Source organism: Microbacterium murale (assembly GCF_030815955.1).
GTDB classification, from domain to species: domain Bacteria; phylum Actinomycetota; class Actinomycetes; order Actinomycetales; family Microbacteriaceae; genus Microbacterium; species Microbacterium murale_A.
This window is the reverse complement of the sequence record NZ_JAUSXK010000001.1, coordinates 1,268,937-1,286,622: the sequence shown is the minus strand read 5'-3', so window position 1 is coordinate 1,286,622 and position 17,686 is coordinate 1,268,937. Positions and strand designations below refer to the sequence as shown.

The following is a 17,686-nucleotide window of genomic DNA, read 5'->3' as shown; positions in this document are numbered from 1 at the left end:
GGCTTGGGATGACACTTCAGACGCTGCGGGCCGCGCTCGCCGAGGCCGAAGCCGGCGAGTACGCCGTCGGTGCCTTCAACGTGTCGAGCATCGATCAGGCTATCGCCGTGCTCGACGCCGCCGAGGCGGAGCACTCGCCCGTGATCGTGCAGTCGATCGCCGGGATGTCGGCATACGACAACGAGTCGCGCTGGTGGACCCGTCTGCGGGGGCTCGTGGAGGAGTACACCGCGGTGCCGGTCGTGCTGCATCTCGACCACGGCCGCACGTACGACGACTGCGTGCGGGCGATCGACAACGGATTCACGAGCGTCATGATCGATGCGAGCCGCTCGACCGACACGGATGAACCAGCCTCGTTCGATGAGAATGCGGCCGCGACCCGACGGGTGGTCGACACGGCGGCTCCGGCCGGTGTGAGCGTCGAAGGCGAGCTCGGCACGATCGGAGGTGCGGAGGCGGGCGTCAGCGGCATCGTCGAGGAGATCGTCTTCGCCGACCCCGACCAGGCTGTCGAGTTTGTCGCGCAGACCGGGGTGGACGCCCTCGCCGTGGCCGTCGGCACCAGCCACGGCTCGGTCAAATTCACGGATGCCGCGGGCGGACAGCGCCTGCGCCTCGAGCTCATCGCCGAGATCAGGAGTCGCCTGCCCGACACGTTCCTCGTGCTGCACGGCTCCTCCTCGGTGCCGGCCGATGCCGTCTCCGTGATCAATGCGCACGGTGGTGAGGTGCGTCCCTCGTACGGGATCTCCCCGGCGCAGAAGTCGCAGGGCGTGGCCGCCGGTATCCGCAAGATCAACCAGGGCACCGACTCGCACCTCGCCTGGAGCGCAGAACTGCGACGGTTCCTCCAGGAGAACCCCGCCGTGGTCGAGCCGAGCGAGCAGCTGCGCCCCGCGATCGGCGGCTTCCGCGCGATGGTTGCGCAGCGCATGCGCGAGTTCGGATCCTCCGGACGGGCCTGATCCCGATCAGGTCAGATCCGGGTCAGGCGAGCTCGATCGTCAACCCGGCCTCTCGAAGCGCCTCCAGCTCCATTGGAGGCGCTTCGACGCCGGTCACAAGGGTGTCGATGCGGTCGAGCGGCGCGACCTGGATCATCTGGCTCTTGCCGATCTTGGAGCTGTCGGCCACCACGATGCGTCGGGCGGCCGAATCCAGGTAGCGGCGCTTCATCGTGACCTCGGGGAGGCTCGAGTTCGTGAAGCCCGTGACCGAGACGCCATTGCATCCGATGAAGCACAGGTCGCTGTGCACCGAGCCGAGGAACATGTCGCCCAGCGGATCGATCAACGAGCGCTGCTTGTAGCTCACGGTTCCGCCGGTGACCACGACCGTGATGTGATGCGGCTCCGCCACGCCCAGCTCGAGGGCGATCGTGAGCGAGTTGGTGAAGACGACGACGCCGCGCAGATCCTCCCGGGCGCGCAGGGCACGGGCGAGCGCGAGGGTCGTGGTTCCCGCGTCAAGGAGGATGGCCATCTCGCTCTCGACGAGTGCCGCGGCAGCATTGCCGATCCGCCTTTTCTCGGTGACCGCTCGGGTCAGTGCGCGCTCGTAGTCCGGCGAGTGCGCGGTCGACTTGATGCCCGACATCGCGCCGCCGTGCACGCGCTGGATGATGTTCTCCTCGGCGAGCAGATCGAGGTCGCTGCGCACTGTGACCTCGGAGACGCTGAGCACCCGGCTCAGTTCCTGTACGCGAGCGAATCCCTGGCGCTCGATGATCGACACGATCTGCTCGCGCCGCACCGTGGCGGGGACCGTCTGCGACCACTCTGGCATGTTGATCAGCGTAGCTGCGTATCGAGGAGCCTTGGAGCTCGATGTTCAACCCTCGGCTTCTGCAAGAGAGTCGATCGATCGACGAGATACTGTACTTCACGCGGGTAGTGAGATGAACGGTGATGAGGTGGGCATGACCACGATCTATGACGTCGCGAAGCATGCGGGAGTTTCGCCTGCGACCGTGTCGCGCGTCTTCAACGGCACGAACGTGTCCGCCGAGAAGGTCGCCGCCGTTCGCGAAGCAGCTGAGCTGCTGAAATTCACCCCGAATCGCACTGCGCGATCTCTGCGGTTGCAGAGTTCGGAGGTCATCGCGCTGGTTATCCCCGACATCGAGAACCCCTATTTCACCGAGATGGCGCGAGGCGTGGAGGATGCTGCCTCCGAGGCCGGGTACTCGGTCGTGCTCTGCAACTCCGACTCGCAGACGGAGAAGGAAGCGACGTATCTGGGCATCGCCGTTGCAGAGCACATGTCGGGGGTCATCATCGCCCCGGCATCCGAGAAGACTGATCTGACTCCGGTGCTCTCAACGGGGCGCCCCGTCGTCGTCGTCGATCGTGGCACTGGATATGACGTCGACGGGGTCGTGATGGCGAACCGCGTCGCCGGTGTCGCAGCCACGCAAGCGCTGATCGACGCGGGCTATCGCCGGATCGCCTACATCGGCGGTCCGGAACAGATCGACACCGCTGTGGAGCGTGCGGAGGGATGGCGCTCGGTCGTCTCCGCCTCGGAACCCGCGTTCGACACCGATGCTCTGGAGCGCTTCGCGACGTTCCGCGTCGAGGGCGGCCGTGAAGCCATGCAGGAGCTGCTGGCATTGCCGCACCCTCCGGATGCCGTGGTCGCCGGTAACAACCTCATCGGTGTCGGCGCGATTCAGGTGCTCACCGAGCGAGGGCTCACGCCGCCTCAGATTGGCGTCGCCGTCATCGGCTCGCTGCCGTTCACCACGTTGTCTCCGACCGCAGTCACTGTCGTGCGTCTGCCAGCCCGACACATGGGCACGACGGCCGCGAAGATGCTGCTCGAACGCATTCGCGGGGATAAGCAGCCAGCGCGCACGGTCGTACTGCGAAATGAGGTCCAGGTGGCCAGCGCGCTGCGCTGATCCGCTGCAGACTCAGAGTCCTGCTCCGTTCTTGCGTCATGAAATCGATTTCGCGTAGGGTTGTAGAACGGACGCGTTCAAGGAGGACCGCCATGCATTGCACCTTGGGTGTCGACGTGGGCACGTCGAGCACGAAGGGCGTTCTCGTCGCGCACAACGGTGAGATCCTTGCGTCCGCAACCCGTGCGCACGAGGTGGATCGTCCCCACACCGGTTGGGTCGAGATGGTTGCGCACATCTGGTGGGACGAGTTCGTCAGCATCGCCGGAGAGCTGATCTCGGCGCACCCGGATGTCGAGATCACCGCCGTCGGGGTGAGCGGCATGGGCCCGTGCGTGCTGCTCGCGGACGCGGACGACCAACCGGTGCGGCCCGCGATCCTCTACGGCGTCGACACGCGCGCCGGCGCCCAGATCGCGCGCATGACCGACGAGCTCGGCATCGACGAGATCACGCGAGTCGGAGGCTCGACTCTCACATCTCAGGCCGGTGGCGCGAAGATCGCCTGGATCTCGGATGAGGAGCCGGATGCCTGGGCCGAGGCCAGGCGCTTCTTCATGCCGGCAACCTGGCTCGCCCGTAAGCTCACCGGCGCGTACGTGCTCGATCACCAGTCGGCGAGTCAGACGTCTCCGTTCTACGACATCGAGAACGAGGCCTGGTACGACCCGTGGTGGCAGCAATACGCCGGAACGATCGAACAGCCTCGCCTCACCTGGGCGGGCGACCTCGCCGGAGAGGTGACGGACGCGGCATCCGCAGTGACCGGTATCCCCACGGGCACTCCGGTCATCACCGGCACCATCGATGCCTGGACCGAGGCCGTCAGCGTGGGCGCCCACGAGATCGGCGACCTCATGCTCATGTATGGGACGACGATGTTCCTCGTCGCGACCGGCGAGCAGACGCTGCGCACACCGTCCATGTGGACGACGGCCGGTGCGTTCCCTGGCACGCGTAACCTCGCCGGCGGACTCTCCACGTCCGGCGCGCTCACCGCATGGATCAAAGATCTCACCGGATCTGATTACCCCGAACTCCTCGCAGAGGCTGAGCTGTCGGGGCCGGGCGCCAAGGGCCTGCTGATCCTGCCCTACTTCGCGGGTGAGCGCACGCCCATCCAGGACCCTGACGCCCGCGGCGTCATCGCAGGTCTCACCCTCGAGCACGGCCGCGGGGATCTCTATCGCGCAGCGCTCGAGGCCACGGCGTTGGGAGTGCGCCACAACGTCGAGACCATGCGGGCCGCCGGTGCAGACATCCGCCGCATCGTCGCGGTCGGCGGCGGCACTCAGGGGCAGCTCTGGCTGCAGGTCATCTCCGATGTCACCGGACTCGTGCAGGAGGTGCCGGAGACCACGATAGGTGCCAGCTACGGCGCCGCGTTCCTCGCAGCATCCGCCGTCGCATCCGAAGGTGCCGCACCCGTGATCACCGATTGGAACCCGATCACGCAGACCATCACCCCGAACCCTGTCCACCGTGACTTCTACGACACCCTCTTCGACCGCTACGTGCGGCTGTACGAAGGATCGAAGGACGTCGTCCACGAACTCGCCGCAGATCAGCGCGGCGCCTGACCACAACCCCGGAGGAATCATGACCACCTACACCCTTCCTGCCACGGCATCCCGCCCGGCATCCGCCCCGAAGACCGCGTACCTGATCACCTCCGGTGACCTCCGAGAGTCGGCCAACGTCGCCGGCTGGGCGGTTCAGGAGGCGACCGAGGCGGCCGTCATCGCTGCGTTCGAGAGTCTCGGGTGGAGCGTCATCCGTCCGTTCGGGGTCGACCCGAAGACCGGCCACGGATACATCTCGAGTCAGCGCATGGGCATGGAGGTGTTCAAGAACATCCCGATCGATGCGCCGTTGATCGTCGCGATCGCCAACTGGCAGTACTCGCATCACGTGCTTGCAGGGCTGCGCACCCACGAGGGTCCGATCCTCACGACCGCGAACTTCGCACCGGACTGGCCGGGTCTGGTCGGGCTGCTCGGCCTGAACGCCGGACTCACCAAGATGGGCAAGCCCTATTCGTCGACGTGGTCGGTCGACTTCTCCGACGACTGGTTCAAGGCCACGATCAAGGAGTGGATCGAGACCGGCACCATCACACACGACTATTCCCACGTGCGTGAACTGCCCGCTCTGCCGGACAGTCCGGAGAAGCAGCTCGGCGAGGCGCTCGCCGCGCAGCTTCGCGACGAGAAGGCCATCATCGGCGTCTTCGACGAGGGCTGCATGGGCATGTACAACGCCATCTTCGATGACGAGCTGCTCAACCAGACGGGTATCTACAAGGAGCGCCTGTCGCAGTCGGCGCTGTACGCCGAGATGCTGCAGGTGAAGGAGGACGAGGCCGACGCCGCATACGACTGGCTCATCGACCACGGCATGACGTTCCGCTACGGCGAGGACGGCACCACCGAGCTCACCCGCGAGCAGGTGCAGTGGCAGATGAAGATGTACATCGCCGCCCTTCGCATCGCGGATGACTTCGGCCTGGATGCCGTCGGTATCCAGTACCAGCAGGGACTGAAGGACCTCGTGCCGGCATCCGACCTCGCCGAGGGCATCCTGAACTCGACCGAACGTCCTCCGGTGACCTCCCGCGATGGCTCACGCATCATCCACGAGGGTCGCGCGTTCCCGCACTTCAACGAGGCCGACGAGGGCGTCGCGGTCGACACGCTCGTCACGGACCGCGTGTGGCGGGCGATGGGTCTCGTGCCCGACAACACGCTGCACGACGTGCGCTGGGGCGAGGAGTACGACGGCCAGTTCGTCTGGGCGTACGAGATCTCCGGCTCCGTCCCCGCCTCGCACCTCGGCGGCTGGGACAAGGCGGAGGGCTGGCGTCAGGGGCACGTCTTCTTCCCCGCCGGCGGCGCAACGCTCAACGGCGTCTCCCAGCCCGGTGAAGTGGTGCTGAGCCGCGTGTTCATCGCCGACGGCGTCCTGCAGGCCGACATCTTCCGCGCCTCCGTCGTCGAACTGCCGGAGGAGGAGACGCAGCGTCGCAAGGCCGCGACGAATGAGGAGTGGCCTCTCGCGCACGTCGTGCTGCACGGCGTCTCGCGCGACCAGTTCATGGCTCGTCACAAGGCCAACCATGCACAGCTCGTCTACGCCCCGGATGCTGAGACCGCCGACCGCGCCCTGGTCGCGAAGGCGGCGATGTTCGATGGCATGGGCATCAAGGTCAACCTGATCGGCGACGTCGCGATCTGACCTTCGCCCACCGCACGAGACCGAGCCTGCGGCATGAAACAGAGCGTGTGAACGCCGGTTTCGTGCCGCAACCTCGGTCTCGGCGGACGCCGTGCGCTTTAGGCGCTATCAGTCGGGCAGCAACCCTGCGACGAGGGCATCGACGACCTCGTCGGTGGGGGTGCCCGGATCGATGGGCGAGGTGAGCCGGTCGAACACCAGGCCGTCGATCGCGTAGTGGAACAGCGCCACCTCGTGGCGCCCGCCCGGCAGTCCGGCCGCTTCGTTGAATGCGATGTCGCCCGCGAAGCCGGCGCGCTGCCATTCGGCCAGCGAAGCGGCGAGTTCGGGACGACGGGCGGCGTCGAGTCTCAGCTCGAAGAGCGCGAGCGTGACCTCGCGGTTCGTGGTCAGACGGCGCACGATGTCTCGGATGTAGTCGGCGAAGAGTTCGCGACTGGGGTGTTCAGCGGCGCGGATCTCCAGATCTTCCGCGGTCGGCGCCAGGCGGATGCCGATGCGCTCGAACAATCCGGTGACGAGCGCCTCTCGGCTGCGGAAGTAGTTGGAGGTGGTGCCGACGGGCACATCGGCCTCCACATCGATGGCCCGATGGGTCAGGCCTCGTGAGCCCTCGCGCGCCAGTACCGCGATGCCCGCGTCGGCGAGGAGCGCTCGCCGGGTTTCGTTCTTCGCCATGGGGCGACCCTAGCGCAACCACTGCAACTGTTGTAGTCTCCAATCACTGCACCTGTAGTTATTGGAGAATGATGCGAGAACTCACCTATTACGTCGCCGTCAGCATCGACGGATTCATCGCCGGTCCTGACGGCGAGTTCGATCGGTTCCTGTTCGAGGGCGATCACGCCGCCGACATCGGGAAGAAGTATCAGGGCACAGCGCCGACCGTGCTCGCCGAGGGGGCCGGCTTCCCGATCGATGGCGGCCCGTTCGACACCGTGCTCATGGGATGGAACACATATGCTGTCGGCTTGCCCGAGCTGCCGAATCCGTATCGGCATCTTCGGCAGATCGTCTTCACCCGAGAGCACGACGCACCTGAAGGTTCCGATGACGTCGAATTCACCGATCGTGATCCCGTCGAAGTCGTGCGCGAACTCAAGGCCGAAGAGGGCAAGGGGATCTGGCTCTGCGGCGGCGGGGCGCTGGCATCGGTAGTGCGCGACGAGATCGACCGCCTGGCACTCAAGCGCAATCCGATCCTGTTCGGCGACGGCATCCCGCTGTTCGAGGGGCGCGACTACGCACCCGCCGCCTTCCGCCCTACCGGGATCACACCGTACGAGTCGGGCGTGGTGCTCGCCGAGTACGTGCGCGTGTGAACCTGCCGCCGGTCGACGTCAGGAGTCGTACGTCTGTGCGCGTACCCACGGAATGGGCAGGAGATCCGCTGGCTGGACGACGTCCAGTTCACCCGAGTGGTCGACGATCACCCGAATGTCATCCCCGTAGCGGCGGACGAGCTCGCGGCACACACCGCACGGGTTGACGACGCGAGGGACTCCGGTGGCGTCCATGCCCACGGCCACGATCGTGTGCACCGCATCTTCTCCACCTATGCGGGCGTTCGCGATCGCGCTGGGTTCCGCGCAGACGTTCACTCGATCCGAACCGAGATGAAGGCCGAGGTACGTCGACCCCGATGCTCCGCGCACGGCCGCCGCGACGCGGTGGTCGCGTTCATCGTAGGAGCGCAGCAGCAGAGCGGACGCGGCGCTGATGAGGTCCAGGTCGTCGGAGGTCACAGCGGACATGACGTTCACTCCGTCCCGATGTAGGTCGTCTTCTCCCACGTGTAGAACTGCGTGGCCGAGTGGCCCTGCTCGCGGAACGTGTTGGAAGAGGACTCCTTGATGCCGCCGAAGGGAACGTGGAGGTCCAGCCCTGACGTGGGTCGGTTGACCTTCACGACTCCCGCCTGCACGCGGTCAGCGAAGTCGGAGGAGTACTTGAGGCTCGTGGTGCAGATGCCGGCCGTGAGCCCGTATGCGGAATCGTTCAACGCGCTGAGACCGGCCTCGTAATCGGGCACGTCGATGACCGCGACGACCGGCCCGAATATCTCCTCGGTGGCGATAGGTGCGGTGTGCTCCACGTCGATGGCGATCACCGGTGCGAACCGGAGTCCGTCGGAGTCGGCCGAGCCGGTCAGGAGCCGTGCACCTCCGTCGATCGCCTGCTGGACAGCCGACACATCCCGTTGCAGCTGATCATCGCTCACAACCGGCCCCATCGTGCTGGCGTTGTCCAACCCGTCACCGGGTGTGTAGTTGCCGGCGAACTCAGCGAGCGCATCAAGGAACTCGTCGTGGATACCGGGAGTGACGTAGACACGCGACGTCGCAGTGCACGCCTGCCCCGTCAGCGAGAAGCCGCCTGCGGACACGACCTGTGCGGCGCGCCGGGCGTCGGCGTCGTCGATCACGAGGACGCCGTTCTTGCCGCCCATCTCCAGCTGCACGCGCGCGCGACGTGTCTGAAGCGTCTTCTCCAGCCCCAGTCCGACGGTGGTCGACCCGGTGAACGACAGTGCGGTGACCCGCGGGTCCCTGGCGATGGCGTCTCCGACGACTCTGCCTCCGCCGTGCACGACGTTGAACACGCCATGCGGCAGCCCGGCGTCGTGGAGGGCCACCGCGAGGTGCGTCGCAGACATCGGGGTGAGTTCGGCTGGTTTCAGGACGACAGCGTTGCCGCTGATGAGCGCGGGAGCGGCCTTCCAGGCCGGGATCGCGATGGGGAAGTTCCAGGGTGTGATCAGGCCGACGACCCCGATGGGCTCGCGCCGGGTCGTGATCGTCGTACCGGGCAGAGCGCTCGAGAACGTGCTTCCTGTGGAGGCCCAGCCGAGCGATCCGAAGAACTGCAGCACACCGATCGCGCGACCGACTTCTCCGGTCGCCTCGCCGATCGTCTTGCCTTCCTCACGGACGAGGTCGGCCGCCACCTGCGGCGTGCGCTCACGGAGCAGCTCCGCGGCCTTGAGCAGGATCGCCCCTCGTGCCGGCAGAGGCGTGCGTGCCCACTGCGGCTGTGCCGCGACAGCCGCAGAGATCGCATCGTCGGCGTCGGCCGGGGTGCCCGAGGGGGAGAGCACTGCGATCTCACCGATGCGCGCGGGATTGGCGCGCTCCTTCATCGGCTCGCCCAGGAGCTCGCCGTCGATGAGGTGCCTTGCCAATGCTGGAGTCGTCATGAGTGTCCTTTCCAATTCACAGCGAACGGACGAGTCCGCCGTCGCATCGCATCGCGATGCCGGTGATGTACGAGGCTGGTGCGCTGCACAAGAAAGCGGCAGCGGCACCGAACTCCGCTGGATCGCCGTAGCGACCCGCGGGGATGGTGTTCTGCGAGCGCTCCCGCACGGCGGTGACATCCTCGCCCGAGCGCGCGGCGTTCGCGGCGTCGAGCGAGGCAACACGATCCGTGGCGATCCGGCCAGGAAGCAGGAGGTTGACCGTCACGCCGTCGCGCGCGACCTCCGTGGCCAGAGTCTTCAGATATCCGGCCAGCGCAGCGCGCCCGAGGTTCGACGCCGCGAGGTTGTCGAGGGGCGCGGTCACTCCGCTCGAGCCGATGGCGATAATCCTGCCCCAGCTGCGAAGTCGCATGCCGGCGAGGGTGCGAGATATCAGATCCCGACCGGGGGCGACCAGCTGCGCGAACGCGGCTTCGGCGTCGTCCGCGGTGAGATCCGCCGCCAGCGAGGGGCGCGGCCCCGGACCGTTGACGACCAGGATGTCTATCGGACCGAACGCCTCTTCGACCGTGGTGATCGCCGCTGCCCGTGAATCCGCGTCGAGCAGGTCGGTCTCCACTCCGATCGCAGAGGGAAGAGCGGCCGCGATCCTCTCGGCCTCATCCCCGCGTCGGCCGGTGATCGCGATGTTTGCGCCTTCGCGGCCGAGCGCTTCCGCCACGGCGCGACCGAGCCCGGAGGTCGAGGCCGCGACGAACGCAGTCCTGCCCTGGATTCCGAGATCCACGTCAGCGCCTCCCGCCCACGAGCAGCGCCTCGGCGCGCGCGAGATGCTCGACCGCGAGACGTTCGAGTTGTCCGGGGAAAGGGGCCGCGGGTGGGCGCACCGCGCCCTCGTCGAACAGGTGGCGGCGCGTGAAAAGATCCTTGCGCAGGGCGAGGGCGATCTTCGGCTGCTGCTCGAAATTGACGAGCGGGAGATATGGCGTGAACGCGCGGCGTGCTTCATCGTGGTCGCCCGCGAGCCAAGCCGTGACGCATGCCACGAGAGCCTCTGGGATCGAGAAACCTGTCATCGCACCGGCGGAGCCCGAGGCGAGTTCGTCGAGCAGGCTCTGCCCGCCGAGCCCGCCGAACACGGACGCCGAGGTGCGTTCCGCGATCAGTGCGATGGCCGCCGCCGTCGGGGGAGCCTCTGCTTTCACGGCGCAGATGAACGGACAGGCGTCGATGACGCGCAACAGTGCCTCGGTGGAGATCACGACTCCGCTGGCGACAGGGTAATCCTGCAGAACCACCGGTGCCCCCGTGGCGGCGTGAATCTCATGCAGGTGCGCGATGACGATCTCGGCTCGAGGCGAGTTCACCTGCACCATCGCGGCGACGATGCGTCCATCGACAGCGCCGAGAGCCTCGTCGATCTCGGCGATCGCGGGTGCCGTGGCAAGGGACGACACGCCGGCGACGATGGGCAGTCGGCAGTGCTCGGCTGCAGTGGACAGCACGAGTGCGCGTTCGCGCACCGTCAGACTGCTCGCCTCTCCGAACACGCCGAGCACCGTGAGCCCGGTGGCGCCGACGGTTTCATAGTGGGCGACGAGTCGGCCGAGGCTGCCAGGATCCACGGCGAGCTCAGGTCCGCGGAACGGGGTCGCGACCACGCCCCACACTCCGCGCTGCAGTGGTCGAGTGCGCTCTTCGGAGGTCATGACCGTTCCGCCCAGGAGGGGGCGCGCTTCTGCTGGAACGCGAGCACGCCCTCGTCCTGCTCCGTGGATGAGAGCGAGGTCATGAGGGCGGGCAGGCGGGCGTCCCGTGCCTCAAGTGCCGTGAGGTGGGCGGTGCGATTGACGATCTGCTTGACGGCGCGGACCGACGTGGGTGCGCACAACAGGATCTGCGTGACCCACCTGTCGACGGCATCGGAGAGATCGGCGAGCGGTACGACCTCGTTGACGAGACCGAACTGCGCCATCTCGGATGCCGAAGCCTTGCGTCCGGTCAGCAGCATCCCCATCGCCTGTGTGTACGGGATCCGTCGGACGAGCTTCGGGATACCGCCGTCCAGAGCCAGACGACCGACACGAGGCTCCGGCAGCGCGAACTGGGCGTTCTCGGATGCGATCACGATGTCCGCGCCGAGCACGATCTCCATGCCTCCGCCGAGGGCATAGCCATTGACGCGCGCGATCACCGGCACATCGAGCGTCGTGCGCAGGCTCAAGCCCCCGAATCCGTTGGGATCTCCGTCGGCCCAGTACTCGACGCCCGTCTTCTCCACACCTGTCGTCGTCATGTCGGCTCCGGCGCAGAACGCCCGTTCGCCCGCACCGGTGACGATGACCGCGCGGATCGTGTCGTCCTCCTCCAACTGCATCCAGATCTCGTTGAGGCGTCTCAAGGTGCGGCCGTCGACCGCGTTGAGCACATGCTGCCGATCGATGGTGACAGTGGCGACTCGCCGGTCGTCGATCGTCAGCTGCACCCGGTCGATTCGTTCGGCGTCCTGGCTCATCTCAGTACTCCCAGTTCTTGCAGTCGCGCGATGGTGTCATCGTCGAACCCGTTCTCACGCAGCACTTCGACGTTGTGCTCACCGAGGCGCGGTGCCACTCGCCGCACGGTGGCTGGGGTGCCCGACAGATGGATGGGCACGTCCAACATCTTGAAGTGGCCGGCGGCTGGATGCTCGGCCTCGATGATCATGCCGTTCGCGGCCGTCTGCACGTCTTCGAGAGCCTCGGCAAGGCTGTGCACGGGGGCGTTGAGCACGCCTTCGGTCTCCAGGCGCGCGGTCCAGTGAGCGGTGGAGTTCGTGGCGACACGTGCGGCGAGCACGTCGTGCAGTTGGACGCGATTGGCCATCTGATCCTCGAAGGTGGCGAACTCCGCGCGGAGCGTGAGGTCCTCGTCGAATTCGAGCGCTCGGGAGATGTGCGTCAGCGGGTCTGGAGTGAAGCCTCCCACCATGCACACGGCGCCGTCCGTCGTGGCGAACACCGCAGAAAGAGGCATGCGTCCCCAGTTGACCTCATAGCCGCGGTTGAGTTGCATGCAGGCCTCCTGCATCTGCATGTGCAGCATCGAGTCGTACATCGCCACTTCGACCTTCTGCCCCTCGCCGGTTCTCTCCCGCGCGCGCAATGCCAGCAGGATGCCCTGGAACAGGTGCATGCCCGTCGTGTAGTCGCAGAGCGTCGTCGGGTAGATCGAGAGCGGGTCCTCCGTGCCGCTTCGACGCCACATCACCCCGGAGTACGCCTGATTGATGACGTCCTGGCCGCCATAGGTCGCATACGGCCCTGATGTGCCGAAGCCGGTTCCCGACGCCCAGATGAGCCGCGGGTTGATCTCACGCAGCTCGTCGTAGCCGAAGCCCATCCGCTCCATCACGCCTGAGCGGAAGTTGCTGACGACCACGTCAGCCTCTGCGATGAGGCGCCGCAGCACATCGCGGCCGTCCGCGCTCTTCGTATCGATCGACAGGCCCCGCTTGTTCCGGTTGATCGACAGGAAGATCGGGTTGTCCTGTCCATCCTTGTCCGGGTACGAGTTGCGCGAGGAGTCGCCCGTACCCGGGCGCTCGACCTTGATGACGTCGGCGCCGAAATCCCCGAGCAGCTGGGTGCAACTCGGGCCCATGAACACCTGGGTGAAGTCGATGACGGTGATCCCGTCGAGGGGGAGTGCCGTCTGCGCCGTCATACCATCACCTCAGCATCGATCGTCGCGTTAGCCGAGGGCTGGTCGCCGGGATCGGCGTTGTGCGCGCGCATTCGCGTCTGGATCTCGACGGGATCGACGTCGCGGACGAGCATGTTCTGGGACAACGCCAATGCGGCTGCGACGCCGGTCGCCTGACCCATCGCCATGCACGGCGGGATCTCGCGCGATGACTTCTGCGCCTCGGGCGTCGCGGAGTAGTGTCGCCCGGCGACCAGCAGCTGATCGACGTTCTTGGGCAGCAGCGAACGGTACGGGTAGTAGTAGTCGCGTCCTCGGGCGACGCTATCGGCGAAGTGGCGCCGCTGCACGACGTCCTCCTTGGTCATCACGTACTCTCCCTGCAGCAATCGGGTCTGGCGCACGCCCATCTGAGGCGCGGTGTCGAGGACATACGCGTTGTCGAACCCGGGCAGGTTCTCACGGACGTACTCCATCGCCTCGGCTATGCGATCGCGCGCCACGAAATCGGCCTCGGTGAGCGAGTGGGGATCGGTGCCATCGAACCCGCGCATGTGGGGCGCGTTGCACCAGACGACGCCGGGGAGAGGAGTCTTCAGCCACCACAGGTCCCACGCGCCGCCAAGGATGCGCTTGACCTTGCGGTTGATCGCGCGCGCGGCTTTCGGTTCCTGCTGCTCGAACTCCTCGGCCCGCTGGGTGTCGACGCCGCCGAGACGGAAAACCAGAGTGGTCAGGTAACTGCCCTGGATGTAGTCGGCGCCGGCCCGCGAAGCCACATCGATATCGCCGGTGGTATCGATCACGATGTCTCCGAGGTACGCCTGAGGTCCCGCCTTGGTCTCGACGATGACCCCCTTCATCACTCCATCGTCGACGATCGGACGCGAGAACACCGAGTGCAGTGCGAGTGTGACGCCGGCCTCGCGGACCAGGTCGTTCGAGACGCGCTTCCACCCGTCCGGATCGAATGCTGCGGCGTAGCAGATCGGCTTGGGCTGGGTGTGACTGTGAAAGTCGAAGGTGCCCCACCGACCCCATTTGTTCCACAGCTCCTGCGACTGCTTGCGGTCCTCCTTGGGAGGAACGACGGCGAGTCCGAGCTTCTGGAGCCGCTCGATGTACTCGGAGACGATGCCGGTGACCGTGATCTCCTGGCCGTTGATCATGTCATCGAGCACGAGCACCATGCCACCGGCGGCGAGACCGCCGAGCGAAGGGTAGCGCTCGATCAGAGTCACGGATACGCCCGAGCGAGCGGCAGTGACCGCGGCGGCGACTCCGGCGGGACCGCCGCCCACGACGATGACATCCGAGCGGGAGATGACGGGAGCCTGCAGGTCGGAGGTGGCGACGGCGAGAGCGGTGCTGTTCAACATGGGTGGTTCACTTTCCGAGGTGGATGCCGTTGACGCGGCGGGCGATGAGGTAGAAGACGACGCTGAGCGCGCAGAGCGTGGCGACGTACGTCGGGAACAACCAGTGCAGTCCGAGGGATTGGAACCACACCAGCAGGTATGACGCAGTGCCTCCGAAGAGCGCGACGCCGAGGCCGTAGCCGAGAGAGGCGCCGGCACCGCGGTAGACCTTGGGTATGAGGGAGGCGGACACCACGTTGTAGAGCGTCATGTTCAAGACCAGGACGACTGATCCCCCCAGCAGAACCGCAGCGAAACCGCCCAGACCCGGCTGCACGTACATCAGCATGATGAAGACGGACGGAATCGCCAGCAGACGCGTCACGATGAACCAGCGCGACAGGGAGCGGCCGTCGACGAGCTTGCCCACGACGAGGCTGCCGATAACCAGTACGAGACCGAGCAGAGTCGTGTAACCGAACACCGCGCTGGGATCTTCTTTCATCGTGCTGCGGGCGGCATTGGGAAGGCCGACGTTCCATGCGTAGTTGTAGGCCTGGACTGCGCCGACGACGAACACGATGGCCAGGACGCTGAGCCAACTCTTGCGGACGCCAGTCCACACCGACCCGGTGGTCGTGTCAGCCAGCTCCTCCTTGGTCATGGTCTCGGGAAGCGTGCGACGCAGATAGATGATGATCACGCTCAGTGCCGCACCGAATGCGAACGGAATCCGCCAGCCCCACTCGGACATGTCGGGTTCGGCAACGAAGAGCGTGACGAGCCAGGTGACGAGTGGAGCCCCGACGATCCCGATGTTGACGAAGAAGGAGATGATGCCGGCGACGAATCCTTCACGGCCTTCCGGCACGAGTTCGACGGCGTGCGCGGTCGAGAGGGGTGCCTCCACGCCGGTGGAGATGCCCTGCAGCACTCGGCACAGCAAGAGGATGATGCCCGCCCACGGGCCGATCACTTCGTAGGTCGGCAGCACGGCGATGACGAGGGTGCTGACGGCCATGAGGACGATCGACACCATCATGACCTTGCGGCGGCCGATGCGGTCTGCAGCAGTGCCGAGCACGATTCCGCCGAGCGGCCTGAAGAAGAACCCGACGGCGAAAACCGCGAGAGCGTTCAGGGTCGAGACGACAGGGTCGTCCGATGGGAAGAACTTCGGGCCGAGATAGGCGGACAGGAGCCCGAAGATCATCCAGTCGTACCATTCGAGCGTGTTGCCGAGGCCCAGGCCGAGCAGACCGCGCTTGGCATCCGGCGAGAGCCGGTGAATGATTCGGGTCGTGTCGGCGGCTGCGCTGCTGCCGTCGGACGTGATGCGGGTGTCGGTCATGATTCTCCTTGTCAAGCGACACTGCTTGCAGGCGGTCCAGGCGCGTTGAATCGACTGGACGAAGGAAATGCCCACGCGAACGTTTTGGGGAGGCTCCGGATGCCTCGATCGGTGACTTCAGTTTAGTGAAGAAATGCAGAATAGCAAAGAAAATATTTAGAGAATCGCGCCTGTTGTCTGCATAGTTGCGATTCTGGCGGCGTTGTACCCCAGTTCAGTGAGGACCTCAGCCGTGTGCTCGCCCAGGCGAGGCGGCGCCTGTCGCACGAGCGGCGGGACATCCGACATCGCGATCGGCGGTGCGATCGTGCGGATCGTACGACCGTGCTGATCCTCGAACTCGAGGATCATCCCGTTGTGCGACGTCTGCGGGTCGCGCAGCGCTTCGGACAGCGTGCGCACTGGACCGCACAAGACATCCTCGCGCTCGAGCGCCGCGATCCAGTGCGCGGAAGTGTTCTGCGTCAACCGGTCGCCGATGATCCTGCGGATCTGCGCTCTGTTCCTTCTGAGGTTCTCCAAAGTGTCGAACCGGTCATCGACGGAAAGGTCAGGAAGCTCGAGTGCGCGACAGATGTCGGCCAGGGGATTCTCCTTGAAGGCGCCGATGATGACGATCTCGGAGTCACTCGTCGGAAAGCACCCCGTAAGCGGCATCAGCGCCCAGTTGAGCTCCTTGTCATACATCAGCCGGGTCGTGGCTTCCTGCATCTGCATCGCGAGCATCGAGTTGTACAGACTCACCTCGACGCGCTGACCGATCCCGGTGCGCTCACGATGCAGCAGTGCCAGGAGAATGCCCTGCACCAGGTGGAGTCCAGCGGTGTAGTCCGCGATCGGGGTCGCGTAGATCGTCACTGGATGCTCGGGGTCGGCGAGGCGCTTCATCACTCCCGAGTAAGACTGGCCGAGGATGTCCTGTCCGCCCTTGTGCGCGTATGGTCCGGATGTGCCGAACCCCGACCCGCACGCCCAGATCGCTCTCGGGTTGATCTCGGCGACCGCCTCGGCTCCGAGCCCCAGCCGTTCCATGACGCCCGGGCGGAAGTTGCTCACCACGACATCGGCGGTACGAATGAGGTCGGTGACGATCTCGCGACCCTCCGGCGAGGTGATGTCGACGACGATCCCGCGCTTGTTGCGATTGAGGGCCAGGAACACCGGATTGTCGCCTCCGATGTCTGCGAGGACCCCGGTGCGCGAAAGGTCGCCGGTGCCGGGGCGCTCCACCTTGATGACGTCGGCACCGAAGTCGCCGAGGGTCTGCGTGCAAGAAGGGCCCAGCATGACCTGCGTGAAGTCGATGACGCGGATGCCGTCAAGCGGTCGTGTCGGCTCGGTCACGGATCACCACGTGGGGGGAGTGCTCACCCATACGGCGACGCACTGCTCATCGGAAGAGTTGCGGAACCAGTGGGGCTTGGTGGAATCCAACCGGATGGAATCGCCCGCTTCGAGCGTGTAGAGGTCGTCGCCGATGCAGACGTCGAGCTGTCCCGAGATGATCAGGCCCAGCTCCTCGCCCCCGTGCGTGAATGGAGTACTGCTCGTGTCATGGCCGGGATCGGTGACGACCCACAACCCTTCCAGCGCGCCGTTCAGATCAGGAACGAGCAGTTCGTAGACCGCGTGCCCCATCCCTTCCGGCGTGCTGCGTCGCAGATCTCGTCGGTCGCCCTTGCGCACGACGGGCGACTTCGTCTCGTGATACGACGGCAGCAGTTTGCCGACGGGGATGTCCAGACCGTGGGCGAGCTGGGCGAGGGTGGAGAATGACGGGTTCGCGCGTCCGCGTTCGAGCTGGCTGATGATCGCAGAACTCAACCCTGTGGCGTCGGCGAGTTCGGCAAGGGTGAGCTTCTGCTTCTTTCGCAGCGCTCGAACCGTGTCGCCGATGTCTTCGAGGAGATCCGCGACGGCAGGCGCGGAAGATGCGGATGGTGCTTCCATGGTGG

At 66.0% G+C, this 17,686-nt stretch carries 17 protein-coding genes; 5 read left to right on the top strand and 12 right to left on the bottom strand.

The features are described from left to right. Positions 1–8 precede the first annotated feature (8 nt). Positions 9–968, top strand: coding sequence for a ketose-bisphosphate aldolase (locus tag QFZ46_RS06340; protein ID WP_307359525.1), 960 nt, complete (start codon positions 9–11; stop codon positions 966–968). Positions 969–990: 22 nt separating this feature from the next. Here QFZ46_RS06340 and QFZ46_RS06335 read toward each other — a convergent pair whose 3' ends face one another. Continuing rightward, positions 991–1,788 (bottom strand): DeoR/GlpR family DNA-binding transcription regulator, encoded by a 798-nt coding sequence (locus QFZ46_RS06335; protein ID WP_307359522.1) that lies wholly within the window; start codon positions 1,786–1,788, stop codon positions 991–993. A gap of 133 nt (positions 1,789–1,921) precedes the next feature. On the opposite strand from QFZ46_RS06335, the gene QFZ46_RS06330 reads away from it, so the two are divergent. From QFZ46_RS06330 to QFZ46_RS06320, 3 genes are all read left to right on the top strand, one after another. Further along, complete coding sequence (locus QFZ46_RS06330) at positions 1,922–2,905, top strand: LacI family DNA-binding transcriptional regulator (RefSeq protein WP_307359520.1); 984 nt, start codon at positions 1,922–1,924, stop codon at positions 2,903–2,905. 92 nt (positions 2,906–2,997) lie between these two features. Beyond that, the gene (locus QFZ46_RS06325) at positions 2,998–4,485 is read left to right on the top strand and encodes an FGGY-family carbohydrate kinase (protein WP_307359518.1); all 1,488 of its coding nucleotides are present in this window, start codon (positions 2,998–3,000) and stop codon (positions 4,483–4,485) included. A gap of 19 nt (positions 4,486–4,504) precedes the next feature. Continuing rightward, the gene (locus QFZ46_RS06320; protein WP_307359516.1) at positions 4,505–6,139 is read left to right on the top strand and encodes a fucose isomerase; all 1,635 of its coding nucleotides are present in this window, start codon (positions 4,505–4,507) and stop codon (positions 6,137–6,139) included. Between the two features lie 108 nt (positions 6,140–6,247). Here the strand turns inward: QFZ46_RS06320 and QFZ46_RS06315 are convergent, their stop codons facing one another. Next, a complete protein-coding gene (locus tag QFZ46_RS06315; protein ID WP_307359514.1) occupies positions 6,248–6,817 on the bottom strand; it encodes a TetR/AcrR family transcriptional regulator in 570 nt (189 codons plus the stop codon). A 68-nt stretch (positions 6,818–6,885) separates the two neighbouring features. Between QFZ46_RS06315 and QFZ46_RS06310 the strand changes: the two genes are divergently transcribed. Continuing rightward, positions 6,886–7,461, top strand: a complete 576-nt coding sequence (locus tag QFZ46_RS06310; protein WP_307359513.1) for a dihydrofolate reductase family protein — start codon at positions 6,886–6,888, stop codon at positions 7,459–7,461. Positions 7,462–7,479: 18 nt separating this feature from the next. Here the strand turns inward: QFZ46_RS06310 and QFZ46_RS06305 are convergent, their stop codons facing one another. From QFZ46_RS06305 to QFZ46_RS06260, 10 genes are all read right to left on the bottom strand, one after another. Then, positions 7,480–7,893 carry a hypothetical protein gene (locus tag QFZ46_RS06305; RefSeq protein ID WP_307359511.1) on the bottom strand — a complete coding sequence of 138 codons (414 nt, stop codon included), beginning with the start codon at positions 7,891–7,893 and terminating at the stop codon, positions 7,480–7,482. Positions 7,894–7,898: 5 nt separating this feature from the next. Further along, the gene (locus tag QFZ46_RS06300) at positions 7,899–9,335 is read right to left on the bottom strand and encodes an aldehyde dehydrogenase family protein (protein ID WP_307359508.1); all 1,437 of its coding nucleotides are present in this window, start codon (positions 9,333–9,335) and stop codon (positions 7,899–7,901) included. A gap of 16 nt (positions 9,336–9,351) precedes the next feature. Further along, positions 9,352–10,125: an SDR family oxidoreductase gene (locus QFZ46_RS06295; RefSeq protein ID WP_307359505.1), complete on the bottom strand. Its 774-nt coding sequence runs from the start codon at positions 10,123–10,125 to the stop codon at positions 9,352–9,354. Between the two features lies 1 nt (position 10,126). Continuing rightward, entirely contained in the window at positions 10,127–11,047 is a 921-nt protein-coding gene (locus tag QFZ46_RS06290) for a dihydrodipicolinate synthase family protein (protein WP_307359503.1), read from the bottom strand. Next, positions 11,044–11,853, bottom strand: a complete 810-nt coding sequence (locus tag QFZ46_RS06285; protein ID WP_307359499.1) for an enoyl-CoA hydratase-related protein — start codon at positions 11,851–11,853, stop codon at positions 11,044–11,046. Before QFZ46_RS06285 ends, QFZ46_RS06290 begins: the two co-directional genes overlap by 4 nt. Then, positions 11,850–13,043 carry a CaiB/BaiF CoA transferase family protein gene (locus tag QFZ46_RS06280; RefSeq protein WP_307359497.1) on the bottom strand — a complete coding sequence of 398 codons (1,194 nt, stop codon included), beginning with the start codon at positions 13,041–13,043 and terminating at the stop codon, positions 11,850–11,852. Before QFZ46_RS06280 ends, QFZ46_RS06285 begins: the two co-directional genes overlap by 4 nt. Next, positions 13,040–14,401: an FAD-dependent oxidoreductase gene (locus QFZ46_RS06275; RefSeq protein ID WP_307359495.1), complete on the bottom strand. Its 1,362-nt coding sequence runs from the start codon at positions 14,399–14,401 to the stop codon at positions 13,040–13,042. The genes QFZ46_RS06280 and QFZ46_RS06275 overlap by 4 nt, the downstream gene beginning before the upstream one ends. A gap of 7 nt (positions 14,402–14,408) precedes the next feature. Continuing rightward, on the bottom strand, positions 14,409–15,731 hold the full coding sequence (locus QFZ46_RS06270) for an MFS transporter (RefSeq protein ID WP_307359492.1): 1,323 nt from the start codon (positions 15,729–15,731) through the stop codon (positions 14,409–14,411). 156 nt (positions 15,732–15,887) lie between these two features. Beyond that, complete coding sequence (locus QFZ46_RS06265; RefSeq protein WP_307359489.1) at positions 15,888–17,075, bottom strand: CaiB/BaiF CoA transferase family protein; 1,188 nt, start codon at positions 17,073–17,075, stop codon at positions 15,888–15,890. Between the two features lie 3 nt (positions 17,076–17,078). Beyond that, complete coding sequence (locus QFZ46_RS06260; RefSeq protein ID WP_307359487.1) at positions 17,079–17,681, bottom strand: helix-turn-helix domain-containing protein; 603 nt, start codon at positions 17,679–17,681, stop codon at positions 17,079–17,081. Positions 17,682–17,686: the final 5 nt, after the last annotated feature.